Source organism: Nocardia sp. NPDC047654, assembly GCF_043205035.1.
Classification (GTDB): domain Bacteria; phylum Actinomycetota; class Actinomycetes; order Mycobacteriales; family Mycobacteriaceae; genus Nocardia.
Genome location: NZ_JBIDDF010000015.1, coordinates 42,643 through 65,818, shown reverse-complemented (window position 1 = coordinate 65,818; position 23,176 = coordinate 42,643). Strand labels below are relative to the sequence as shown.

Here is a 23,176-nt window from a genome sequence, read left to right as displayed (position 1 = left end):
TGGTGCGCAAGCACGCACCACCGCGGCAGTCCTTACAGTTCCGGCTGCTCGTAGTCGCCGACCCGGGAGCTGAGCACGCGCAGATGCTCCAGTCCGCTGCCGAGCGTGCGCTCGATCGCGGTCAGCCGGGCCACGTAGTGGCTCACCGGGTACTCCGCGGTGACGCCGATACCACCGTGCATCTGGATCGCCTCCTGCCCGATGTGCCGGGCCGCGCGGCCGACCTGCAGCCGCGCGCGCGACGCGATCACCGGATCGTCGGCCCCGTCGGCCAGCGACGCCGTGGCGTACAGGCTCATGCTGCGCGCCAGCTCCAGCGAGACGTACATGTCGGCCGCCCGCTGCGTGAGCGTCTGGAACTTCGACAGCGTGACGCCGAACTGCTTGCGCTGCTTGAGGTACTCGGCGGTCAGCCGCAACGCCTCTTCCATCGCGCCGACCGACTCCGCGCACAGGCTCGCCTGCGCGTGCGTCAGCACGGACGCGATCGCCTCGGCCGCGTCCGCCCCGCCGAGCCGCTCGGCGGGCGCGTCGGTCAGCTCGAACTGCGCCCCGCGCTGGCCGTCCACCGTGCGGTAGGACTTGCGGACCACACCGGTCGCGTCGGGCGCGACCAGGAACAGCCCCACCCCGCCCTCGGGCAGCGCGGCGCTGACCACCAGCTCGTCAGCGCTGTCGCCGTGCGGGACGGGGTTCTTCACACCGGTCAGCGTGTACGAATCACCCTGCGCCGCGGCAGTGGTCGCCAGTTCGCTCGACGACCAGCGCACACCGGGCTCGGTGTGGGCGAAGGCCAGCAGCTTCGTTCCCGACGCGACCTCGGGCAGGATCCGCTGACGCTGTTCGGCGCTGCCCACCGCGGCGACCAGCCCGCCGGGCACCAGCACCGCGTCCAGGATCGGTTCGGGGGCGAGTCTGCGGCCCACCTCCTCGAGCACCACCATCGTCTCCACGGGACCGGCGCCGACGCCACCGTCCTCCTCGGCGAAACTCAGGCCGAGCACGCCCAGTTCGGCGAACTGACGCCACACGTCGCGACTCCAGCCGAGTTCGGAGTCGACGACCTTCAGCCGCGACTCCGCGTCGTAGTTGCGGGCGAGCAGGTCACGGACCGTGTCGCGGAGCATGACCTGTTCATCGGTCAGATCGAAATCCATGGTGTCGCCTCACAATCCGAGGATCGTGGAGGCGATGATGGTGCGCTGCACCTCGCTGGAGCCTCCGTAGATGGTTGTCTTGCGGTAGTTCAGGTAGGCGGGGCCGCTGCGCTGCGCCCACCCGGGCGAGGCGATATCGTCCGCGCCCACCGGGATCGCGTCCGGTCCCGCGATGTCGAGCAGCAGCTCGGTGGCGGCCTGCTGGAGTTCCGAACCGCGCAGCTTCAGCACCGACGAGGCCGGATTCGGCTTGCCGTCCGAGGAGTTGGAGACCACCCGAAGCTGGGTGAGTTCCAGCGCGAGCAGCTCGTTCTCCAATTCGGCGACCCGCGCCGCGAACACCGGGTCCTCCAGCAGCGTGCCATTGCCCGACTTGGTCTTCGCCGCGTACTGCTTGGCCACGCCGATCTTGACCTTGGTGCGGCCGACACCGGTGATGCCGGTGCGCTCGTTGCCGAGCAGGAACTTGGCGTAGGTCCAGCCCTTGTTCTCCTCGCCGACCAGCTGATCGGCGGGCACGCGCACGTTCTCGAAGAACACTTCGTTCACTTCGTGCCCGCCGTCGATCAGCTTGATCGGGCGGATGGTGACACCGGGCGACTTCACGTCGAACAGCAGGAAGGAAATGCCCGCCTGCTTCTTCGCCGCGCTGGGGTCGGTGCGCACCAGGCAGAAGATCCAGTCCGCGTACTGGGCCAGCGTGGTCCAGATCTTCTGGCCGTTGACGATGTAGGAATCACCGTCGCGGACCGCGGTGGTGCGCAGCGAAGCCAGGTCGGAGCCCGCGTCCGGCTCGGAAAAGCCCTGGCACCACCAGATGTCCAGCGCCGCGGTGGGCGGCAGGAAACGCTCCTTCAGCTCCTGCGAGCCGAAGTGGGCGATCACCGGACCGACCATCTGCGCGTTGAACGTCAGCGGCTCCGGCACCGAGGCCAGCTGCATCTCGTCCTGCCAGATGTGGCGCTGCATCGGCGTCCAGTCCTTGCCGCCCCAGGCCACGGGCCAGTTCGGCACCGCGAGACCGTGGTCGTTGAGGATCTTGTGCGCGGTGACGATGTCGTCGCGGGACAGCTCACGGCCGTCCCGGACGCGCTCGCGGATGTCGACCGGGATCTCGGTCCGATAGAACTTGCGCAGTTCGTCGCGGAAGGCGACGTCGTCGGGGGACAAGGATAGTTTCATACGCATCTCCCTGCGTGTCTCGTACGTCCGAGTCAAACCTACCCCTCGGTAATCCTCCGTTGTCGACTGGATCACAGGAGCGGGCCGCCCGGGCCGGTCACCAGGCCGGATTCCCCGCCGCTCCCCGGGACGGCGATAGCGGCGAGCTGGTACGTTGCTGCACGTGGGTCGGGGTCCCACAGGGTTCGGTATCGAGGAGAACGAGTGAACGGCAGGACCATCGCACGCGCCGCGGCGGCCGCGGCATCCCTCGGCATCGGCGCGGTGCTGACGTTCTCCGCGCCGGCCGGCGCGGAGCAGAACCTGGCGCCGGTCGACTCCGGCCTGGCCCATCTGACCGAGATCGCGGGCGCCGACCCGTCCGCCCAGGAGGGTATCGGTGCGCTCACGCGATACGCCGGCTTGATCGACGCCGCGCACCTGCGTGACGTCTCCAGCGTGTTCACGCCGTTCTCCTACGCCGCGCCCACCTTCGGCTGCGGCAGCAACGGGCCGATCACCACGATCATCGCGGCCGCGACCACCGAGGGGACAGGCAACGGCCGGGACCTGAACGTCGCGCCCGGCGAACTGCGGTTCAGCGCGACACCGTCGCACTCCGGCGCTCCCCTGGCTTCCGGGCTCGTCGTCGCATGGGTGAACGTGAACACCGGCGCCAGCGGCCTCGACCCGCTCGACGACGTGACCGAGTACCACTTGCCGACGCTGTCCAAGACGGTCAAGAGCGGACCGGGCACCGTACTCGCCTCGATGTGGGGCATCATCGACTACCCGTTCGCCCACTGCGTGATGACCCCCACCGTCGGCCTGTTCACCGTCCCGGACTTCCCGGCTCCGCCGCCCGCGGCGCCTCAGCCGGCACCGGCGGCCCCGCAGCCCGCGCCCGCTCCCTAGCCGGGACCGGCGTGGCGAACGCCGGTTTCGGCGAGACGCCCGCCGCACCGCGACGGGATGCCCGGTAATCGCTACCGCGCGAATCGCGCGTGATGGTTTTCGTCAACTGCTCGAGTCGATTTCATGTTCCGGTGCCGATTCATGGAGCGGGGACATGAATTCGAGCCGGTTGCCCACACAGTCGAATGCGTAGAACCGACGAAATCCCGGGAATTCTTCGTCCCACGAGAGTTCGACGTCCGCTTCGGTCAATCTCTGGGCCAACTCGTCGAGACGTCCCACGAGAATGCCAGGATGCGCCTTGCGCGCAGGACGGAAATCCTGTTCGACACCGAGGTGGATCTCGAGCCCGTCGCCACGAACCCACAAGCCGCCGCGAGCCGCGAGCACAAGAGGTTTCCGCACCTCCCGCAAGCCGAGTACCTCGACGTAGAACCGCCTGCATTCCGGCTCACTACCCGGCGGGATCGCCAGCTGGACGTGGTGTAGACCGAGGTGGAAGTCCGTCGACGTCGCCACGGAGTCATACGGGAGAACTGACATACGTCCAGCCTTTCGTGTCACGGTCCTGCTTGCCCGAGTAACCGGATCCACGTGTCACGCACCCGAGCAACTCGCGGGGCGTCGAGTTCCTTCGACTACCCAAGCATCAGTCCGCAGCAGGCGACAGCGGGGCACGAGAGTACGGACCGAGTGAGACCGTGCCGGACCCGTCGGCGGCGACACTCAATCCAGGGCGGCGAAGAACGCGCGGATGTCGGCGACGTGCGCGTCGGGGCGTTCCATCGCGATGAAGTGGTTGCCGGTGTTGCCCTCCGGCCAGTGCACGATGGTGTTGTCGCGTTCGGCGAGCCGCCGCATCAGCGCGGAACCGCCGCCGTAAGTGCCGGTCGGCACCGATTTCTGGCCTTTCGGCCAGACGAATCCCCCGTCGCCGAGGCCGTTGTACATCGGCCACGACGACGAGGCCACGGTGTCGGTGAACCAGTACAGGCTGATGCCGGTCAGCAGATGGTCGCGGCTGATCACGTCCTCCACCCGGTCGGCGAGCGGGGCGAACTCGGTGAACTTCTGCATCAGCCAGGCGAGCAGACCCACCGGCGAATCGGTCCACGCGTGGGCGAAGGTCTGCGGGGCGGCGCGCAGCAGGACGTGATGGTTCACGCCGCCGGTCATCCACTGCTGCATCCGGTCCCACTCGGCGCGTTCCTCTGGCGTCATGGTGGGCACGTCCGCCTCGGTCGGCATCCCGATCCCACCGTCGAGGTGCACGCCGATCACCCGGTCCGGTGCGGCGATGGCGAGTTCCGGCGTCACGTAGGCGCCGAGGTCGCCGCCCTGTGCGCCGAAGCGCCGGTAGCCCAGCCGGTCCATCAGCGTCAGCCACATCCCGGCCACCGTCGCGGGTGTCATGCCGGGTTCGCGCGGCCCTTCGGAGAAGCCGAAACCCGGAACAGAGGGCACCACTACATGGAACGCCTGCGCCGGATCGAGCCCGTGCGCCCGCGGGTCGGCGAGGGGGCCGATGGTCTCGGAGAATTCGACGAACGAGTTGGGCCAGCCGTGCGTGAGGATGAGCGGCGTCGCGTCCGGCTCCGGCGAGCGCACATGCAGGAAGTGCACGTCGAGCCCGTCGATGCGCGTCTTGAACTGCGGGAACTCGTTCAGCGCCGCTTCCCGTGCGCGCCAGTCGAATCCGGTCCGCCAGTACTCGGCCAGCTCGCGCAGGTAGCCGACCGGCACGCCGCGATCCCAGCCGGAGCCGGGGAGCTGCGCGGTCCAGCGGGTGCGGGCGAGCCGGTCGTGCAGGTCGTCCACGTCGGCCTGCGGGATCTCGATGCGGAACGGGCGGATATCGGTCATTCGGTCGGCTCCTTGCCGGTCGGTGCTGCGGTACGAGGACGACGTTAAGGACCATCTAGGACTGATCAGGTCCTAGATTTCCGGCATCCTCGATGTCATGAACGACACCCCCGCCCGGCTGCTTCGTCTGCTGTCGCTGCTTCAGACGCCGCGCGAATGGCCGGGCAGCGAATTGGCCGAACGTCTCGGCGTCACCGATCGCACGGTGCGCCGTGACGTCGACCGGCTGCGTGAACTCGGCTATCCGGTCACCGCGACGCTCGGCGCGATGGGCGGCTATCGCCTGGGGGCGGGCGCGGCGATGCCGCCGCTGCTCGTGGAGGACGACGAGGCGGTCGCCATCGCGGTCGGGTTGCGCGCCGCCGCCGGGGCCGGGGTGGCCGGGATCGAGGAGGCGTCGGTGCGGGCGCTGGCCAAAGTGGAGCAGGTGCTGCCCGCGAAGTTGCGGCGCAGAGTGCGGGTCCTCGCCACCGCCCTGATCCCGCCAACCGGCCGCGGACCCGCCGCCGACCCCGACGTGCTCACCACACTCGCGGCGACCGTGACCAACCGGGAGCGGGTGCGTTTCGCCTATCGCGACGAGGCGGGGGCGGAAACGAGGCGCAATGCCGAGCCGGTGGGATTGGTGCCCGCCCGGCGGCGCTGGTATCTGGTCGGCTACGACCTCGACCGGGCCGGCTGGCGGGTGTACCGCGTCGACCGGATCGACCGGATCGACCGTCCGCAGCCCACCGCCGCCCGGTTCACCCCGCGCCCGCTCCCCTCCGCCGATGCCGCCGCCTACGTCGCGGGCCGCCGCACCGACTGGGGTTCACCGACCTTCCGTCTTCGCCTCACCATCCACGCTCCCGCCGACCTGGTCGCGGGACGGTTGGGCGAGAACCCGGGCGAGGTCGTCGCGATCGATGCCGGCACCTGCCGGATCGATACCCTGCGGGACGACGCACCGGAATGGCTGACCCACCGGCTGCTCGAGCTGGGAGCGGACTTCCAGGTACACGAACCGCCGGAACTGATCGCACACTTGCGCGCCATCGCCGACCGCGCCGGGCGCGCGATCGGCGCGAATCCGCCACCCCGTGCCGATGCCTGAGCATCCGGCGCGGCCCGGCGACCGCGCCGCTTCGATCCGCGATATCGGAGGGTCATCGCCCCTACGAAGCCGGCCGCCGCGAACCCGGCCCCCTACCGAGTCGTCGCCGAATACATCTGAGTCGTCCGGGGTCTCGGCCAGCACCCTTCCGGATCCGCTCAGGACGCCCGACCGTCTCCGCGACATCCGACCGAGGGCTCAGCGGGAAAGGTCGATGCGGAGGAGAGCACCGGATTCGGTGCCTGCGATCAGTTGTCGGGGGTCGGCCGGAGTGGCGGCAACGGCGGTGAGCGGCTGCGTTTCGAGGACGGCGCAGGCCGCGCCCGTAGCGGGATCGATGCGAATCAATCGGCCGGTGAGGGTGGTGGCGTAGAGGATGCCGGTCGGGTCGATCAGCAGGTCGTCGGCGAAATCCGGGAGGCCGGGCAGCCGCGAGGTCAAGTCGGTCACGGTGGCGCGGGCCGCGGGGTCGTCGAGCGGGATGCGAACGATCCGGCCGAGCGGGCCGCCGTTGGCGGTGACATACAGCGCGCCGTCGTGCACCGCCGCGCCATTGGCGGCCAGGCCCGCCAGCGGCGCGCCCCACGCGGTGTCGACGGACGCGTCGGGACGGATCTTGACCACGCCGGACACGGTCGCGACGTAGAGGTTGCCGCTCGGGTCGAAGGCCGCGCCGTTGGGCATCGTGTAGCCGGAGACGAAGATCTCCGGCTTCGGCACGGCCGCCGCCGGATCGAACCGGACCACGCCGCCCGGCCGGACGACGCTGACCGGCGCGTCACCGTAGACGACATACAGCAGCCCGTCGGGGCCGAGCCGGACCGCGCCGGGGAATTCCACCGGAACGGTCGCGGTCAGCGTGCCCGCGGCGTCGTAGCGCTGGACCTCGTTGCGATAGAGCCGCGAGACCCACAGGTTGCCCTGCGCGTCGTAACCCAGATTCTCCGACCAGTCGAGCACCGGAACGGGCGCCGGAACGGCCGTGACCGCCACCGCGGGGTCGCAGGCGGCGACCGGCGGCGCGGCGCCTGCGCCCGGCGCGAGTATCGCGGTGAGTGTCGACGTCGCGGCGGACAGAACAAGAGCGCCTGGACGGCGGAGGATTCTCAACGCGGGCACCTCGGGCTCGGGTAGGTGGGAGTCGCCGCGGATCCTAACCGCTCGACGCCGAATCGTGCGGTCCCATTCGCGACACGATCTTTGGCACTATCGGTGAATGCCATTCTTCGACGGCGCGCGCGGCCGGATGCACTATCGGCGGTGGTCGACAGAGAACTCCTTGTGCACCGTGGTGCTGCTGCCCGGAATCGGCCAGCACAGCGGGCACTACCATCGTTTCGCGCGCGCCTTGCAACCCAGCGGGGCGCAGGTATGGGCGTTGGACACCGCCGGGCACGGGTTGAGCGAGGGCGATCCGGAACGGCCCGGCACGCTGGCCGAACTGGTGGCGGACGCGCTGCGGCTGGTCGAGTTGGCTCGCGCGGATCGGCCGTTGATCTTGATGGGCCATTCGCTCGGCGCGGTGACCGTGCTGGGCATGCTCGGCGCGGCGGTGCCGGATCCGGCCGATGCGACAACGCATTCGACGGTACTGGAACGGGACTACCCACTGCGGCCCGCGCTGCCCGCAGGCGCTCTGACGGGCCTGGTGCTGTCGGGCGTTCCGAAGCGCGCGCTGGGCGGTGGCGCGCCGGGCGCGCCGGGAACGCCACTGCCGCGCGAACTTCCGGTGCTCGCCGTGCACGGCGTGGACGATCGGCGCGCGCCGATCGATGCGATCAGGGTCTGGACTAGCCGCCACGAATCGGTAGATTTACGGGAGTACATCGACGCAGGGCACGACCTGTTGCACGAGCCGGTGCACGCGCGGGTCACTGCCGACATCGCGGATTGGATGCAGGGTGTCGTCGTGGGGTTGGCACGACATCCGTGAACCGCTCTTCGGACGAGGAAGGGGGACGGCGCAGATGCCATCACAGGAGAACGGGTTCGGCGGGGAGCCGCCCGCGGAGGTCACCGCACCCGGTGTCGATATCGCCGCACTGAACCGAGCGGTCGACGACGGCTCGCTGTGGATCGACGGCCTCTTGGTCGCCGACGGCGCGCACGAACGCTGCGCGCGCCAGTACGAGCTGCTCGCCGACCGGGTCGAAGAGCAGATCCGCATCCTGAGCGCCGCCACCGGGCTGCCGGGATTCGGCGGATTCGCCTCCGGCGACGCGCTGCGCGCCGGTTTCGAGCGCAAGGCCGACGGCGCGATCACGCGATTGACCGAGTATGCCTCCGCCGCAAGGGATCTCGCCCAGACCTTCCGCGCCGCGGCCGCCACCTACCAGCAGGCCGACGAGGCGCTCGCGCGGGCGGTCGAACGGATCGACGTGACGGGAGCCGCGCATGCGTGAGATGCCGCGCGCAGGCGAGCGGGCCACCCACCGGCGCACCGACCCCGCGTACGCGCCGAACGTCGAGGTGTTCGACAACCTCACACACACCGAGATCCACGCCAAGGTGCAGCTGCTGGACCCGGCCGTGCTGTCGGGCGGCACGCAGGCCTGGAGCGCCGCGGCGGCGCACCTCGCCGACGCGGTCTTCCAGGCGCACACCGAGATTCGCGCGGCCATCGCCGACGGCTGGCGCGGTTCCGCGGCGAAGAGCGCGGACGCGGTGGTGCGCGTGTTCGAACAGAGCGGCCAGGACCTGGCCGACGTGTTCGCGGTGGTCTCGCAGCGTCTCGGGCAAGCGAGCGACGCGGCGGAAGCGCTGCGCGCCGCGGTGACCGAGCCGCCCACCGCGGCACCGGATCTCGCGGGGGCGCTGCTGGATCCGTCCCGGGCGACCAGCAATGTCGAAGGACAGAAGGCGAGTGAGCACGCCCGCCAGGACGTCGTGCGAGCGATGAACGACATCTACGCGGGTGTGTTCGTACAGACCGGCACCGACGTGCCCGCGTACCCAGACGAAGCGGACCGGCCGACCGCCACGGCGCCCACCCCCGCACCGGCGAGCAAGCTCGTCGGGACCGTGCAGCCATCCGCTGACGCGCAGCCGATATCGCTGGGAACGCACGCGCAGGAACCGAACGGTGCGGCGGAGCGGAGCGTAGGCACGGCGCCCGCCGATCAGGCGCCCGCGGCGGAGCCTCCGACCACGTCCGCTGCCGCTGCCGCGCCGATCACGGCCGAGACACCGGCGACGACCGCGCCCAGGGTGGCAACCGCCGCCACGGCGGCGTTCCCGACGGTGGCGGCGGCCGCATCCCTCCTGCGCACCGCGCCCGCCGCGGCCGCGTCGGGACCGGCCACCGCATCCGCCTCGGCGACGAGCGAGCCGATGACAACGCCCGCCGTACCGGGCGTGGGGAGCCAGGTGCCGCCCGAGGAACAACGCAAGCGCGACGAGCGGCGCAAGAACAACGACAGCGGCGACGCGGCGGTCACCGGCCTGAGCGCGGGCGCGATGGGCGGTCTGATGGGCGGTGCGGTGGCCGCGGTCGACACCCCGCGCGCGGGTTCGAGCGTGGCCGCGAACGCTGTGTCCGCACGCTCGGCGCCGCTCGATGACGAGGACGACGAGTTCGATCTCGACGATCTCCCCACCTTCCTCGAACCCTCCGACGACGGCGGCGAACTCATCGGATCCCTCGATCCGACCACGCCGCCCGTGCTCGGTGAATGGTCCGAGTACGAGTGAACTGGACGCTGACCCCGGACCAGTTCGCGCTGGCCTGGTCACGCACCGACGGTGATCGCATCCCCTATCCGCTGGCCGTGCGCCTGTCGGCCCGCGACAGCGGTGAGCGCGCCGCGCAGCTTCCGGCGCTCGATCACTGGTGTGCTCAGGTGCTGGATGCCGACCTGGAAGCGGCGCTGCGCATCCTCGCCCAGCCGGATCTGCGAGTGGAGGTGTTCGGTCAGCGTGAGACGGCGCCCGTCCCGCCCGCACGGGGAATCGGTGGCCCGCCGTCAGTCGAATCCGCGGAAAGCGAACCGGCGCGCCCGATCCGTATTCTCGGCGCCGCCGCCGGGAACATCGCGGTGGTCGCGGCGCAGCGCCCCGGCGCGACGGCCGACCGCGGCGGCGACGTGCGGCTGTTCGCGGGCAGCTCGAAGAGCCTCTGCGCGCGGATCGTTTCGATGCTTCCGGACAACACTCCCGGCACGCTTCCGCGCATGACCGCTCCGCTGGCCCAGGTCGGTGAAGACAGTCGCAACCTGGTCACCGTTCCGGTCGCCGGGCCCTCCACCTCGTCCCGGATCCGCAAGCTGCTCAAACAGCCGCGCGAAGGCATCGGCCAGATGGTGGTCTCCGCGCGACGCGGCGCGGGCGAACTGCGCCCGTTCGGCGTGCTGTGCTGGATCGATGTCCTCGCCGACGGCCGGTACGCGGTGCGCACCGGCACGGACGTCGATGTCGTCGCGGTGACCGCGGAGGGTTTCGCCGCCCACCTGCGACCGCTCGTCACCGCGGCCGCGCGCACGTCGACGGCATTCGCCGGGCGTTGAACATCTCGGCGGCCCGTTACGCGGTCAACCGCCTTGTGGGGTCGACCGCCCATCCCTCGGCGGGTTCCCAACGCCTCCGGCAACGGCGCGACCGGACCGTTTACGGTGTACGAGTGCCACTCTACGAATTCGAAGGCAAACGGCCGCAGGTCGATCCGACGGCGTTCGTCGCGCCGACGGCGACCCTGATCGGTGACGTCCGGGTCGAGGCGGGCGCCTCCATCTGGTACGGCGCGGTGCTGCGGGCGGACCTGGCGCCGATCGTCATCCGGGAACGCGCCAACATCCAGGACAACGCGGTGCTGCACGTGCCGCCGGACGTGCCGATGGAGATCGGGCCCGGCGCGACGATCGCGCACAGTGTGGTCTTCCACGGCGCCGCGGTCGGCGCGGAGGCCATCGTCGGCAACGGGACCACGGTGCTGGATCTGGCCAAGATCGGGGCGGGCAGCATGATCGCCGCCCACTCGCTGGTGCCACCCGGGGCCGAGATTCCCGACGGCGTGCTCGCCGCCGGATCTCCCGCCGAGGTGAAACGGCCGATCGAGGGCACCCAGGCGCAGATGTGGGTGCGGCTCAACCCGGGCTTCTACGCGGAATTGGCGCAGCGCCACCGCAAGGGCATCGTCGAGATCTGACCGCCGTCAGCACAGCAGCGCGGTAACCTCGGCGTCCTCGAGCTGGTGGAAATCCCGGTAAGCGCCGCCGACGCCGCCGAGCGAGCGCGGCACCCACGGGCAGACCACCTCGTCGGCCTCGTCGGCGACCCGGCGCATCGCCTCCGTGGAGGAGACCGGGACGGCGGCGACGACTCGCGCGGGCTGGTGCAGGTGCGCGACCCGGCAGGCGACCACGACCGTGGCGCCGGTCGCCATGCCGTCGTCGACGATCACCACCGTGCGCCCCGCCAGCGGAATCGGCCGCGACGCTCCGCGCAGCACCTGCCTGCGCCGCTCCAGTTCGGCGCGCTCCCGCGCCTCGATCGAGTCGACCTTCCTCGGCGTCAACCCGGTGTGCGCCAGCACATCCGGGTTCAGCACCCGGACCCCGTCCTCGCCGACGGCGCCCAGCGCCAGCTCCGGCTGCCACGGCACACCCAGTTTGCGAACCAGGAGGATGTCGAGGTCACCGCCGATCACCTCGCGCACCGCCGCCGCTACCGGCACTCCGCCGCGCGGCAGACCGAGCACCAGCGGGTTCGACGCGCGTAGGTGTTCCAGATGCTCACCCAGTGCGTGACCGGCCGAGGTCCGATCGGCGTACATCATCGATGTCGAACGCTACTCCGGTCCGCGCTCGGTGATCGCGAATCGCCGCAACGCGAGGCTCGGGTTTGCGGTGCGCACCTTGCTCAGGTACGCCAGGTCGATTCCCGCGGTGAGCACGCCCGTCTCGTCGCCGAGTCCGGCGAGCACCGAACCGGCCGGGTCCACGATCATCGACGCGCCGGCGCCCCGGGGTGCGGCCTGGTCCGCGGCGGCCACGTACACGGTGTTCTCGATGGCCCGCGCCCGCACCAGCGTGGTCCACTGGTCGACCTTGCCCGGTCCGGGGATCCATTGGGCGGGCAGCAGCAGCACCTGCGCGCCCGCCGCGGCGACCCGGCGGACGCCTTCGGGGAAGCGCAGATCGAAACAGGTCTGCATGCCGAAAATCACATCACCGACCGCGAAGGTGGCCGGCGCCTCGATCGCGCCCGGCTCGACCACGTCGGATTCGAGGTGGCCGAACGCGTCGTAGAGGTGGACCTTCCGATAGCGGGTGACGAGGGATCCGTCGGGGCCGAGCACGACCAGGGTGTTGCGGATGCGGTCGCCGCCGGGCGCGACCTGCTCCACCGTTCCGGCGACCAGGAACACGTCGAACTCGCGCGCGATCTCCCCGAGGCCGGTGACGAATGGGCCGGTCAGGGGCTCGGCGACGGCGACGACCCGCTCGTCGAGCCGGGTGACGGCGAACATCGAGTATTCCGGTGCGACGACCACGCGGGCACCGCGCTCATGGGCCGTGCGCACGTGCTCGCGCACCGCCGTGAGGTTCGCCGAGGGGTCCGTCGAGGGGGCGAACTGGACGACCGCCACGTCCAGCTGATCCGGCGTCGCGTCCTGCCGCGCGGGCGAGTTGTCCAGTTGCATAGGTCTCACCGTATTGGGGCGGTGGCCGGGACGACCAGCACGAGGCAGTAAACTCCTGGTCAATGAGCACCAATCAGGTCGACAGCGTTTCTGGCGACAACGACAGGGACACCGACGGCCCGTCTTTCGCCGATCTGGGCATCGATGACCGCATCCTCGCGGCCATCGCCGACGTCGGTTACGAGTCGCCGTCGCCTATTCAGGCGGCGACGATTCCTCCGCTGCTCTCCGGCGCCGACGTGGTCGGTCTCGCACAGACCGGTACCGGCAAGACCGCGGCCTTCGCCATCCCGATCCTGATGGGGCTCGAAGCCACCGGCCGCACCCCGCGCGCCCTGGTGCTCGCCCCGACCCGCGAGCTCGCGATCCAGGTCGCCGAGGCGTTCGGCCGCTACGCCGCGCACATCCCCGGGCTGCATGTGCTGCCCATCTACGGCGGACAGAGCTACGGCGTGCAGCTGTCGGGCCTGCGCCGCGGCGCGCACGTCGTGGTCGGCACGCCGGGCCGGGTGATCGATCATCTGGAGAAGGGCACGCTCGACCTGTCGCAGCTGCAGTACCTGGTGCTCGACGAGGCCGACGAGATGCTCAAGATGGGCTTCCAGGAGGACGTCGAGCGCATCCTCGCCGACACTCCGTCGGACAAGCAGGTGGCGCTGTTCTCCGCCACCATGCCCGCCGCGATCCGCAAGATCTCCAAGCAGTACCTGCACGATCCGGTGGAGATCACGGTCAAGGCCAAGACCTCGACGGCCACCAACATCACCCAGCGCTGGGTGCAGGTCTCGCATCAGCGCAAGCTGGACGCGCTCACCCGGGTGCTCGAGGTCGAGTCGTTCGAGGCGATGATCATCTTCGTCCGCACCAAGCAGGCCACCGAGGAGCTCGCGGAGAAGCTGCGCGCCAGGGGCTTTTCCGCCGCCGCGATCAACGGCGATATCGCGCAGAACCAGCGCGAGCGCACCATCGGCCAGCTCAAGTCCGGCGCCCTGGACATCCTGGTCGCCACCGACGTGGCCGCGCGCGGACTGGACGTGGACCGCATCTCGCACGTGGTCAACTACGACATCCCGCACGACACCGAGTCCTACGTGCACCGCATCGGCCGCACCGGCCGGGCCGGGCGCAGCGGCGAGGCACTGCTGTTCGTCGCGCCGCGCGAGCGGCACCTGCTCAAGTCGATCGAGCGGGCCACCCGCCACCCGCTGACCGAAATGCAGCTGCCCAGCGTGGAGGACGTCAACGCACAGCGCGTCACCAAGTTCGGCGACACCATCACCGAGAACCTCACCTCGGCGAATCTCCCGCTGTTCCGCAAGCTGATCGAGGACTACGAGCGCGAGCACAACATCCCGCTGGCCGACATCGCCGCGGCGCTGGCGGTGGGCTCCTACGACGGCGACAACTTCTTCATGGAGCCCGAGCCGGAGCCGGTGGAGCGCCCGCAGCGTGACCGGACCCCGCGCGAGCGGCCCGCCCGGCGCTTCGAGGAGGACCGGCAGGCCGGTGCGCATCACCGCGCCACCGGAACCGAGCTGGCGACCTACCGGATCAGCGTGGGCAAGCGGCATCGCGTGGTGCCCGGCGCGATCGTCGGCGCCATCGCCAACGAAGGCGGCCTGCGCCGCAGCGACTTCGGGCACATCAGCATCCGTCCGGACCACAGCCTGGTCGAGCTGCCCGCGCAGCTGCCGGAGGAAACGCTGGAGGCGTTGCGGCGCACCCGGATCAGCGGTGTGCTCATTCAGCTGCAACTGGATCAGGGTCCGCCGCAGCAACGCTCGTTCACCCGCGGTCCGCGCCGCGAGCGCGAGGGCGTCAAGCGGACGGAGCGTCGTAAGCCGCGTTCTTGAGCCGGGGAGGGTAGGCCGAGGTCAGGCGCGCTAGCTACAGTGTTGCGGTCCGTGTGTAATTCGGCGCACGCCGGCAGCGGGTGTCCCGCGAAGACACAGGAGGGCCGCGTTTGTTCGTGTTCGGTGATCGTGTCGTCTGCACCACCGTCGATCTCGTCCGCGCGGCGCACTGCGAGTTCGCGCTGCTGCGCGCCCTCGACGCCGAACTGGGCACCATCCCGGCCGAACCAGGAAGCACCGCGGCGAACCAGGAGGCCGCGCGGGGAACCGAGGATGTGCGGCAACGCCTTCTGACCGACTACCGCGCACGGTTCGGCGGTGCGGTGGTCGAGATCGACCGTCCGCCGGACGAACCGGGCGATCCGGCCCGCCACGTCGCGGCACTGACCGCCGCCCACGCCGACACGGTCGCCGCCTTGCGCTCGGGCGCACACGTGGTGCACGGCGCGACCTTCTTCGACGGCCGGTTCCAGTGCTCCGCCGACTTCCTGGTGCGGGCCGAACACCGCGTTCGCTACACCGTGCACGGCATCGCGCCGACCACCGCGGACCGGGTGGCCGCCGCACTCGAACTCGCCGCCTGCGCCGAGGCCCTCGACCGCTCGGGCGCGCTCACCGCGCCGCTGGTGCGGCTGCACCTGGGCGAGGAGAGCAGCGCCAAGGCGCTGAGCGAGCTGCTTCCGCTGCATCGGGCGCGCAGGCGCAGGGTCGAACGCATCGTGGAGGAGAAGCTCGGCGAACTGCTGCCCGTGCAGTGGGGCGATCCCCGTTATCTCGCTTGCGGCCGCTGCCGCACCTGCATCGGGGCCCTGTCCGCCGCGCGTGATCTGCTGCTCGTGGCCGGTATGCCGCCCGCGGCGCGCGCCCGGCTGCGCGACGCCGGGGTGAACACTCTCGATCGGCTGGCCACCACGGAGATCGCGGTGCCAGGCGTGCCGCCGCGCACCGTCTCCGCGCTGCGCCGCCAGGCGGAAATCCAGCTGCGGCGCGAAGTTTCGGGCGAGCCCACGTACGCGCTGCTCGACGCGGCCGCGCTCGGGGCGCTGCCCGCGCCCTCCCCCGGCGATCTCTCGCTCACCATCGCGGGCGGGGGGCGCACTCCGCTCGTCGTGGAGGTCGGCGGGCCGGACACGGTGCACCTCTCGTTGCGTGGGCCGAGCGGATCGAGCGAACCCCGCGCTGCCGCCGCCGCGGAACGCCGGGTGCTCGAGCAGGTGCTCGACTATCTGACCCAGCGCCGCCGGATCTATCCCGACCTGCACGTCTACCACTACTCGGCCATGGTGCGCACGGCACTGCTGCGCTGTACCGGACGGCACGGCGTCAACGAAGAACTCGTCGACGAGCTGCTGTGCGACGGCGTCCTGGTCGACCTGTATCCGATCCTTCGTAACGCGCTGCTCATCGGGGAGTCCTCCTACCGGCTCAGCGGGCTGCGGCGAGTGCTTCCCGATTCGACCGCCGCCGAGCACGATTGCCACACGGTGCTGCGCTTACGCGATTGGCTGCTCGATCGCGCGGGCGAGCAGCGCATCGTCACGCAGGCCGTGGCGCCGGGGCGGCCGGACGCGTGGTGCGCCGCGGTCCCCGGTGAGCCCGCGCCGCCGCCGTCGTCCCGGCCGTCGTCGCTGGAGGCCGCGCTCGCGGAATACGCCGCCGCGCAGGGCGATCCGCTGCACCCGGCCGCGATGATGGCCGCGGCGCTCGGCTATCACCGTCGCGAGCGGCAGCCGCTGTGGTGGGCGCACGCCGACCGGCTCAGCCATCCGGTGGACGAATGGGCCGAGGCTCCCGGCGTTCTGGTCGCCGACTGGGGCACGGTCGACACCAAGTGGCATCGGCGCCCCGACCGCCCGGCGATGCGGCGCTACCTGACCCTGACCGGCCGGATCGGCACCGGTTCGAGCGGCGCACCCGGCCCGAGCACACTCACCCCGGGCACCACCGTCTACACCTTCTACGACCAGCCGATGCCGGACGGCATGGTCACCGGGGCGGGCCTGCGGGCCACCGCGACGGCGACGGTGCTCGGCTGCTCGGTGGACACCGAATTCGACGACACCGTCCGGCTGGAGGAATTGCTGCCCGAGAGCTGCGAACCCTACGACGATCTGCCCTCCGCGATCGCGCCCGGCCTCCCGGACTGGGACGAGAACGCGGAACTGGCGATCGAACTCGCGGCGCAGCAGTTGCTGATGACCCTGCCGGACGCCCCACGCTCGGCCGTCTTCGACATCCTCGCCCGCCGTCCGCCGCGGCTGCGCGGCGAGGCCAGGTTGCCCGAGGTGCACGGCGACTACGCCGTGGCGATCACCGCCGCGCTGTGTGCCCTCGACGACTCCTACCTCGCCGTGCAGGGCCCGTCGGGCACCGGGAAGACCGCGACCGCCGCGCGGGTGCTGGAGCGGCTGATCACACGGAACAAGTGGCGGATCGGCATCGTCGCGCGAGAGGCCGCCACCGTGGAGAACCTGCTCGACGCGGTTGTGCGGGCGGGCGTGCTGCCGGAACTGGTCGCCAAGAAGGACGCGGCGGCGGTCGCCCCGGAGTGGGTGGTGATCGACGCCGCCCGCTACCCGCGATTCCTGGACAACGCGATCAGCGGTTGCGTCCTCGGCGGCGATCCGGCCGATTTCGCGAACGAGGATCTGGTGCCGCGCGCGGCCCTCGACCTGCTCGTCGTGGCCGACGCGGGCCGCTTCCCGCTGGCCGAGACCGTCTCCGTCGCGGCGTGCGCACGCAATCTGTTGCTGCTCGGCGACCCGGTCGCGTCGGGCGCACGCGGCGCCCATCCCGCGCCGATCGGCGAATCGGTACTCGGCTGGCTGGCCGAGGGACGCCAGACCTTGCCCACCGAGCGGGGCTACTTCCTGGACCGCACCTGGCGGATGCACCCGGCGGTCTGCGAACCCGTCTCCCGCCTCTACTACGACGGGCGGCTGCGCGCCAACGAGACGGTCACGCTGGCCCGTCGCCTGGACGGCGAGCAGCCCGGCGTGGACACCGTCCTGGTGGACCACTACGGCAACGCCACCGAATCACCGGCGGAGGCCCGCGAGGTGGTGCGCCGGGTCCGCGCCCTGCTCGGCATGTCCTGGACGATCGGCGCGACCACGCGCAGGCTGCATCCGCACGACATCTTCGTGGTCGCGCCGTACGCCGCTCAGGTGGGGCGCATCCGCACCCTGCTGGCCCGCGCCAAGATCGAGGACGTCCTGGTGGGCACGCCGGATCGCTTCCGCGGCCGGGAGGCGGCGGTGGTGCTGCTGTCCATGACCACCTCTTCCCCCGCCGACGCGCCCTACGGCATGCCGTCGCTGTTGTCGCGCGGCTTGATCCACGCGCTGTGCCGCGCCATGTGGAAGGCGATCGTCATCCGCTCGCCGCTGCTCACCGAGTATCTGCCCGCGAGCACCGATGAACTCGCCGATCTCGGTGCGTTCCTGCGGCTGACCGACGCGGATCAGCCGAAGCAGACGCCCTCGCCCCGGTAGGTCGGCACGCCGACCCGGGAGCCGTCCTCGTCGACCAACTGCACGGCGTCGAACCGCTCGCACAATTCACCGGCCTTCGCGTGCCGGAACCACACCCGGTCGCCGATCCGGAGTTCCGCGGCGCCAGACAGCGGGGTCTGCACCTCACCGGCGCCCTCGGCACCCAGCAGCTTCAATCCGCGCGGCCACACCGGCTTGGGTACCCGCGACGATCCGGCCGGGCCGGAGGCGATGTAGCCGCCCGCGAAGACGGTAGCGATATCGGCCGCGGGCCTGCGCAGCACGGGCATGGCGAAATACAGCGCGGGCCTGGGGGTGAACGCCCGGTAGTCGTCGAACAGCGTGGGCACGTACAGCCCGGACCCGGCGGTCACCTCGGTGACGCCCGGATCGGCGACGCTGACCTCGATGGAGCCGCTGCCGCCGCTGTTGACGATCTCGAGTTCACCGGTCACCGAACGGACCGCGTCGAGCACCTGGGCCCGGCGTTTGCGGATCTCCGCCGCGGACGCCCGCTTCACCAGTCGCACCGCGACATTCGAATCGGGAAGCCCCGCGATTTGGGCCTCGTAGGTCATCACGCCCGCCACCTCGAAGCCCCGCCGCAGCGCCGCACCCGCCAGGTCGGCCGCCTGCTGCGGCGTGCGGACCGGAGAACGACGCACACCGAGGTGCAGCGGGCCGATGCGCAGGGACGCGTCGACGTCAAGGCAGACCCGTGGCCGTACCCGATCGGTGCCCACGGCGGCGCGGATCAGGTCGAGTTGCGCCGCGTCGTCGATCATCAGCGTGATCGATCGCGACGCGATGTCGTCGGCGGCCAGTTCCGCCAGTGCCGCGCGGTCCACGGTCGGATAGCCGAGCAGGACATCGCGCGCACCGTGGCGTACGAGCCAGAGTGCCTCGCGCAGGGAGTAGGACATGACGCCCGCGAAGCCGCCCGCGGCGGTGAGATCGGTGCCGAGGACTTCGGCGAGTACGGCGCGGCAGCGTACGGATTTACTGGCCACTCGGATCGGGGTGCCCGCCGCGCGACGCACCAGGTCGGCGGCGTTCGCGCGCAGGGTGGGCAGGTCGAGGGCGGCCAGGGGCGGGTCGAGTTCGGCGGTGGCCGCGTGCAGCCCCGCGATCGGCGACGTCTCGGTCACCAGGACAACTCAACCACCAAGTTGGTCAAACGTCCAGTATTTGTCAGATCTCCGCGGCCTTGGTGGCCAGTCCGCTGACCATCTCGTCGAGCACCACCAGCATGGTCTCGTCGTTGCAATCGGCCAGCCAGCGCAGGACCGTGCCCTGCACGATCGAGACGACGTTGCAGGCGATCGCCTCCACCGGCTCCAGCCATTGCGTTCCAGACCGTTCGGCACACAGCTTCAGGAACGCGGTGACCTCGGCGTCCTTCTCGCGATAGAACTCCGTCGCGATCGGATCCGGGAAGCAATCGGTCCTGTCCTCCCACCGCGCGCGCAGCGCCTGCAAGGTCATCTCATAGGAGCGGATCTGCCGCTCCGGAGTGGCCTTGACCAGCGGCCAGTAGGCACTGACCCCCGCGTGCAGCAACACCCGCAGCGCGCGCAGGCCCGTGTAGTCGAGCGTGGCGGCCGCCGTTTCGACCGCGTCGGTGACGGCGGGGCGTAGCCGGATTTCTGTTATCACTTCTCCACGTGCGCTCAACGACGACTCCCTCTCGGCGAAAGAACTCACGCACCTGCGTTGGCGCGACTCGCTGAACAGGGCGGGCAACATCGGGAAATACTCGGGCTGCCCGGTCCAACGTTCACCAATGGTAGAGCGTTTTCGGGGTTTGAGAACGGGTTCGATGGGTAATTCCAGACTGAAAGAATGTTTTGTTACCCAACCGGGATCGCAGCGCGATCATGCCGTGCCGCCCGGAAATCCCGCTATGACGGCGGATCTGGGTCGCTACCCACACCCCGGCAGACCGTTGACAACGGTACGGTCCGAGTCGTCGGCGACCCAAATCCTGTGGCAAATGCCACAGTGAAACCGCGCGAATCGGTCAGCATAACGTGCGGGGTTCGATCCGCTCCCGACACCGTTTCGTTCCGCGTGCCCGATAGCCTGGATCGGTGACTCTCTCGCCCCCCGCCGACCAGTACTTCCTCTCCGGCACGTTCAACTTCCGCGACACCGGCGGGCTGCGCACCCACGACGGCGCCAAGGTTCGCCCGGGTGTCCTGCTGCGCTCGGCCCAGCTGAGCGGTCTCGACGACGCGGGCCACGTCGCACTGCGGGAACTGAGCATCACCGACGTCCACGACCTGCGCGGCCAGCGCGAGATCGACCACATCGGCGCCGACCGGCTACCCCCGGAGGTCCGGCTGACCATCACTCCGTTCGACTCCAGAATGGCCGAGGCGCCGCCGCACGAGGCGACCGCGCGGACGGCCTACACGCACATGCTCGAGGTCTACCGGATGTTCCCGGCGCTGCCCGAGGCGCACGCCGCCATCGCTTCGCTCGCCGAGTCCATTCTGCGCGGCGAAGGCGCCGTGCTGGTGCACTGCGCGGCGGGCAAGGACCGCACCGGCTGGGCCGTCGCCACGCTGCTGCGCGCGGTCGGCGTGACCGAGGCCGACGTCCAGGCCGACTACCTGCTCAGCAACGGGGCCGTCCCCGCGCTGCGCGCCCTGATGACGGGCAAACTGCTGGCCGGCGAGGAGTTGTCGATCGACCTGCTCGGCGTGCGCGAGGAGTACCTGGACATCGCCACCGCGTCGATGCGCGAGTTGCACGGCGACCTGAACGGTTACCTCGCGACCATCGGGCTGACGCCCGACCTGCTCACGCGGCTGCGCGAGCGAATGCTGGAGTGAGAACCGATCACTCGACCGGCACCGCCCCTCTGCGTACCAAGCCGTCGGCGTCGATCGTCACCTGATCGCCGGTGTGGAACCAGGTTCCGGTGAACCGCGCCGCCGTGGTGGTGGGGTCGTTCCAGTAGCGCGGGGTCACATTCGGCCCGCGACAGAGCAATTCGCCGCGGCCCGCCGTCGCCCGCGGCCCCCACAGCGCCAATTCCGTTCCGCCGAAAGGAAACCCGAGCACCGCGGCCGCGTCGGACGAGTCCGCCTGCTCGGCGTCGTCCACCGCGAGACCGATGCCGCTGGTTTCGGTCGCGCCCCACACCGACCACTGCCGGGCCGCGGGGAACACGCCGCGCAGTTCGGCCGCGAGTTCGACGGGAGCGACCGGGGACGCGGCGCGTTCGGCGCGATGACCGGCTTTGCTGATCCGCGCGATGCCCTCGGTGCACAGCCCTTCGGCGCGCAGTTCGGCGAGTTCGGGCAGCAAGCCCGCGAAGATCCGCGGCGTCGCGGAGACCATGTCGATCCGCTCGGCGGCGATCGCCTCGGCCATGCCTCGGGCGTCCCGGGTGAGCACCACGGTGCCGCCGACGGCGAAGGTCGGCAACAGCTGATCGACGCAGCCGCTGGCGTGCGCCAACGGCAGCAGCACCAGGTTGCGCAGGCCGTCGGTGGGCAGGTCCAGCGCCGCGACCACCGAGCGCACGGCCGACAGCAGATTCTCGTTGGTCAGCTCAACACCCTTGGGCGTGCACGTCCCGCTCGTGTAGCTCAGCAGTGCCAGGTCGCCCAGCGCCGCGCCGTCGTCGATGTAGGCGGCGCCGTCGGGCAGCTCGGCGCCCTTGGGGCCGAGCACGAAATCGGCACGGCTGTCGGCGATCACGCGCTCGGCCACCGCCTCGGGCAACCCATCGTGAACCAGCACGGGTACCGCCCCGCTGAGCAAGGCGCCGAGGAATGCCTGCACCCAGCGAGCGCCGGAGGGCATGTGCACGGCGACGCGGTCGCCGTATCCGATGCCGTGCTCCTGCAAGCCGCCCGCGATCCGGGAGGCACAGAGCCACAGCTCGCGGTAGGTCAGGCGCGGGCCGCCGATCTCCACCACGGCTTCGCGGTTACCGAAGGCGTGCACTTGCAGATCCAGCAGTTCGGTCAGCGCGGGTGTGAGGTTTCCGTAGCGCAGCACCCCGTCGGCGCCCCGGGCCAGCGGGTTGTCCCAGGCGTGCGAGCCGGTGAGGGGATATTCGACGAGCAACTGCGACATTCGTCCTCCGCGTGCCTCGAGGTTTCAGGCACTGCGACTATATGACGCATGTCACAACTTCGCTGCGATAGGCGATGAACGTGTCCCAGCTGTCACCGCCCCGAGTAGCGAGCCTTCCCCGGACCCTGCTCGAGGAAACTGCGCACCCCGCCCTTCAGGTCCTCGGTGTCGAACAGCACTCCCGACACCTCGGGCGTCACCGAATCAGCGTGTGCCACACCGCCGGAACGCCAGGCCTCGATGATCTTCTTGGTCGCCGCGTTCGCCTTCGTCGGGCCATCGGCCAGCCGGTGGGTCAGCGCTTTCGCCGCCGCGTCGAGGTCTTCGTGCACGGCGTTGACCACGCCCCACTCGGCCATCGTCGCCGCGTCGTAGAGGTCGCCGGTCATCACGAACTCGCGGGCCCGTCCGGAGCCCGCGCGTTCGGCGAGGCGCTGCGGCCCGCCCATCGACGGGGTCAGCCCGACCACGATCTCCACCAATCCGAACCGGGCCTTCGGCGCAGCGAGCAGGATGTCGCAGGCGAGCGCGATCTCGAAGGCGGCGGTCAGCGTCAACCCGTGCGCGGCGAACACCACCGGGCACGGCAGTGCCTCCAGCGGGTGGATGATCTGCGCGAACAGGGTGCGCCACAACTCGGCGCCCTGCTCCGGGGTCAGGCCGTCGAAAACGTGCACGTCGACCCCGCCGGACACCACCTTGCCCTCGGCGCGCAGCAGCAGGGCGCGCGGCGGCCGCGCAGACAGCTCGGCGATATCGGCGATCAGCGCGTCCAGCATCGCCCGATCGAAGAGATTGAGCGGCGGATGGGCGAGGGTGAGGGTCGCCACTTCCGCGCCGCCGTCGGTGCGGACTCGTTCCAGCCGGGTGGCCTTCGTTTCACTCATCCGGTCAGCGTACGAGGTCGATCT

21 protein-coding genes are annotated in these 23,176 nt (G+C 70.6%); 10 read left to right on the top strand and 11 right to left on the bottom strand.

Features of this window, described 5'->3' with window-relative positions; genetic code table 11:
• Positions 1–32: 32 nt before the first annotated feature.
• Both ACGF7Y_RS28795 and ACGF7Y_RS28790 read right to left on the bottom strand, forming a co-directional pair.
• Positions 33–1,157, bottom strand: coding sequence for an acyl-CoA dehydrogenase family protein (locus tag ACGF7Y_RS28795; protein WP_393239054.1), 1,125 nt, complete (start codon positions 1,155–1,157; stop codon positions 33–35).
• Between the two features lie 9 nt (positions 1,158–1,166).
• The gene (locus ACGF7Y_RS28790) at positions 1,167–2,339 is read right to left on the bottom strand and encodes an acyl-CoA dehydrogenase family protein (protein WP_393239051.1); all 1,173 of its coding nucleotides are present in this window, start codon (positions 2,337–2,339) and stop codon (positions 1,167–1,169) included.
• Between the two features lie 204 nt (positions 2,340–2,543).
• On the opposite strand from ACGF7Y_RS28790, the gene ACGF7Y_RS28785 reads away from it, so the two are divergent.
• Entirely contained in the window at positions 2,544–3,233 is a 690-nt protein-coding gene (locus tag ACGF7Y_RS28785; protein ID WP_393239048.1) for a hypothetical protein, read from the top strand.
• Between the two features lie 102 nt (positions 3,234–3,335).
• Here ACGF7Y_RS28785 and ACGF7Y_RS28780 read toward each other — a convergent pair whose 3' ends face one another.
• Positions 3,336–3,647, bottom strand: coding sequence for a glyoxalase (locus ACGF7Y_RS28780; protein ID WP_393239045.1), 312 nt, complete (start codon positions 3,645–3,647; stop codon positions 3,336–3,338).
• A gap of 312 nt (positions 3,648–3,959) precedes the next feature.
• Positions 3,960–5,096 (bottom strand): epoxide hydrolase, encoded by a 1,137-nt coding sequence (locus ACGF7Y_RS28775; RefSeq protein WP_357957563.1) that lies wholly within the window; start codon positions 5,094–5,096, stop codon positions 3,960–3,962.
• 97 nt (positions 5,097–5,193) lie between these two features.
• On the opposite strand from ACGF7Y_RS28775, the gene ACGF7Y_RS28770 reads away from it, so the two are divergent.
• The gene (locus tag ACGF7Y_RS28770; RefSeq protein WP_393239043.1) at positions 5,194–6,189 is read left to right on the top strand and encodes a helix-turn-helix transcriptional regulator; all 996 of its coding nucleotides are present in this window, start codon (positions 5,194–5,196) and stop codon (positions 6,187–6,189) included.
• Positions 6,190–6,387: 198 nt separating this feature from the next.
• Here ACGF7Y_RS28770 and ACGF7Y_RS28765 read toward each other — a convergent pair whose 3' ends face one another.
• Complete coding sequence (locus ACGF7Y_RS28765) at positions 6,388–7,299, bottom strand: hypothetical protein (protein WP_393239040.1); 912 nt, start codon at positions 7,297–7,299, stop codon at positions 6,388–6,390.
• A gap of 106 nt (positions 7,300–7,405) precedes the next feature.
• Between ACGF7Y_RS28765 and ACGF7Y_RS28760 the strand changes: the two genes are divergently transcribed.
• The 5 genes from ACGF7Y_RS28760 (at position 7,406) to ACGF7Y_RS28740 (ending at position 11,329) form a co-directional block, all read left to right on the top strand.
• Entirely contained in the window at positions 7,406–8,122 is a 717-nt protein-coding gene (locus ACGF7Y_RS28760) for an alpha/beta hydrolase (protein ID WP_393239037.1), read from the top strand.
• A 34-nt stretch (positions 8,123–8,156) separates the two neighbouring features.
• Positions 8,157–8,591, top strand: a complete 435-nt coding sequence (locus ACGF7Y_RS28755; RefSeq protein WP_393239034.1) for a hypothetical protein — start codon at positions 8,157–8,159, stop codon at positions 8,589–8,591.
• Positions 8,584–9,879: a hypothetical protein gene (locus ACGF7Y_RS28750; protein WP_393239031.1), complete on the top strand. Its 1,296-nt coding sequence runs from the start codon at positions 8,584–8,586 to the stop codon at positions 9,877–9,879. The genes ACGF7Y_RS28755 and ACGF7Y_RS28750 overlap by 8 nt, the downstream gene beginning before the upstream one ends.
• On the top strand, positions 9,876–10,691 hold the full coding sequence (locus ACGF7Y_RS28745; protein ID WP_393239028.1) for an ESX secretion-associated protein EspG: 816 nt from the start codon (positions 9,876–9,878) through the stop codon (positions 10,689–10,691). The genes ACGF7Y_RS28750 and ACGF7Y_RS28745 overlap by 4 nt, the downstream gene beginning before the upstream one ends.
• Before the next feature lie 113 nt (positions 10,692–10,804).
• Positions 10,805–11,329 carry a gamma carbonic anhydrase family protein gene (locus ACGF7Y_RS28740; RefSeq protein WP_040869343.1) on the top strand — a complete coding sequence of 175 codons (525 nt, stop codon included), beginning with the start codon at positions 10,805–10,807 and terminating at the stop codon, positions 11,327–11,329.
• Positions 11,330–11,335: 6 nt separating this feature from the next.
• On the opposite strand, the gene ACGF7Y_RS28735 is transcribed toward ACGF7Y_RS28740, so the two are convergent.
• Together ACGF7Y_RS28735 and ACGF7Y_RS28730 are read right to left on the bottom strand one after the other, a co-directional pair.
• Complete coding sequence (locus tag ACGF7Y_RS28735; protein WP_357044672.1) at positions 11,336–11,959, bottom strand: phosphoribosyltransferase family protein; 624 nt, start codon at positions 11,957–11,959, stop codon at positions 11,336–11,338.
• A gap of 12 nt (positions 11,960–11,971) precedes the next feature.
• Positions 11,972–12,826 (bottom strand): carbon-nitrogen hydrolase family protein, encoded by an 855-nt coding sequence (locus ACGF7Y_RS28730; RefSeq protein ID WP_393239025.1) that lies wholly within the window; start codon positions 12,824–12,826, stop codon positions 11,972–11,974.
• Positions 12,827–12,888: 62 nt separating this feature from the next.
• On the opposite strand from ACGF7Y_RS28730, the gene ACGF7Y_RS28725 reads away from it, so the two are divergent.
• A complete protein-coding gene (locus ACGF7Y_RS28725) occupies positions 12,889–14,679 on the top strand; it encodes a DEAD/DEAH box helicase (protein WP_393239022.1) in 1,791 nt (596 codons plus the stop codon).
• A 116-nt stretch (positions 14,680–14,795) separates the two neighbouring features.
• On the top strand, positions 14,796–18,173 hold the full coding sequence (locus ACGF7Y_RS28720; protein WP_393239304.1) for an AAA domain-containing protein: 3,378 nt from the start codon (positions 14,796–14,798) through the stop codon (positions 18,171–18,173).
• On the opposite strand, the gene ACGF7Y_RS28715 is transcribed toward ACGF7Y_RS28720, so the two are convergent.
• Together ACGF7Y_RS28715 and ACGF7Y_RS28710 are read right to left on the bottom strand one after the other, a co-directional pair.
• Positions 18,143–19,321: an amino acid deaminase/aldolase gene (locus tag ACGF7Y_RS28715; RefSeq protein ID WP_393239019.1), complete on the bottom strand. Its 1,179-nt coding sequence runs from the start codon at positions 19,319–19,321 to the stop codon at positions 18,143–18,145. The genes ACGF7Y_RS28720 and ACGF7Y_RS28715 overlap by 31 nt on opposite strands.
• Positions 19,322–19,364: 43 nt before the next feature.
• Positions 19,365–19,847 carry a TetR family transcriptional regulator gene (locus ACGF7Y_RS28710; RefSeq protein ID WP_393239016.1) on the bottom strand — a complete coding sequence of 161 codons (483 nt, stop codon included), beginning with the start codon at positions 19,845–19,847 and terminating at the stop codon, positions 19,365–19,367.
• 416 nt (positions 19,848–20,263) lie between these two features.
• Between ACGF7Y_RS28710 and ACGF7Y_RS28705 the strand changes: the two genes are divergently transcribed.
• Complete coding sequence (locus ACGF7Y_RS28705) at positions 20,264–21,010, top strand: tyrosine-protein phosphatase (RefSeq protein WP_393239013.1); 747 nt, start codon at positions 20,264–20,266, stop codon at positions 21,008–21,010.
• Between the two features lie 7 nt (positions 21,011–21,017).
• Here the strand turns inward: ACGF7Y_RS28705 and ACGF7Y_RS28700 are convergent, their stop codons facing one another.
• Together ACGF7Y_RS28700 and ACGF7Y_RS28695 are read right to left on the bottom strand one after the other, a co-directional pair.
• The gene (locus ACGF7Y_RS28700) at positions 21,018–22,265 is read right to left on the bottom strand and encodes a class I adenylate-forming enzyme family protein (RefSeq protein ID WP_393239010.1); all 1,248 of its coding nucleotides are present in this window, start codon (positions 22,263–22,265) and stop codon (positions 21,018–21,020) included.
• Positions 22,266–22,357: 92 nt separating this feature from the next.
• Positions 22,358–23,152 carry an enoyl-CoA hydratase/isomerase family protein gene (locus ACGF7Y_RS28695; RefSeq protein ID WP_393239008.1) on the bottom strand — a complete coding sequence of 265 codons (795 nt, stop codon included), beginning with the start codon at positions 23,150–23,152 and terminating at the stop codon, positions 22,358–22,360.
• Positions 23,153–23,176: the final 24 nt, after the last annotated feature.

Coding starts and splice junctions, on each gene's coding strand:
- ACGF7Y_RS28790 (WP_393239051.1), bottom strand. CDS start 2,339: ATGAAACTATCCTTGTCCCCCGACGACGTCGCCTTCCGCGACGAACTG.
- ACGF7Y_RS28735 (WP_357044672.1), bottom strand. CDS start 11,959: ATGATGTACGCCGATCGGACCTCGGCCGGTCACGCACTGGGTGAGCAT.
- ACGF7Y_RS28725 (WP_393239022.1), top strand. CDS start 12,889: ATGAGCACCAATCAGGTCGACAGCGTTTCTGGCGACAACGACAGGGAC.
- ACGF7Y_RS28750 (WP_393239031.1), top strand. CDS start 8,584: ATGCGTGAGATGCCGCGCGCAGGCGAGCGGGCCACCCACCGGCGCACC.
- ACGF7Y_RS28775 (WP_357957563.1), bottom strand. CDS start 5,096: ATGACCGATATCCGCCCGTTCCGCATCGAGATCCCGCAGGCCGACGTG.
- ACGF7Y_RS28770 (WP_393239043.1), top strand. CDS start 5,194: ATGAACGACACCCCCGCCCGGCTGCTTCGTCTGCTGTCGCTGCTTCAG.
- ACGF7Y_RS28795 (WP_393239054.1), bottom strand. CDS start 1,157: ATGGATTTCGATCTGACCGATGAACAGGTCATGCTCCGCGACACGGTC.
- ACGF7Y_RS28700 (WP_393239010.1), bottom strand. CDS start 22,265: ATGTCGCAGTTGCTCGTCGAATATCCCCTCACCGGCTCGCACGCCTGG.
- ACGF7Y_RS28730 (WP_393239025.1), bottom strand. CDS start 12,826: ATGCAACTGGACAACTCGCCCGCGCGGCAGGACGCGACGCCGGATCAG.
- ACGF7Y_RS28760 (WP_393239037.1), top strand. CDS start 7,406: ATGCCATTCTTCGACGGCGCGCGCGGCCGGATGCACTATCGGCGGTGG.
- ACGF7Y_RS28695 (WP_393239008.1), bottom strand. CDS start 23,152: ATGAGTGAAACGAAGGCCACCCGGCTGGAACGAGTCCGCACCGACGGC.
- ACGF7Y_RS28755 (WP_393239034.1), top strand. CDS start 8,157: ATGCCATCACAGGAGAACGGGTTCGGCGGGGAGCCGCCCGCGGAGGTC.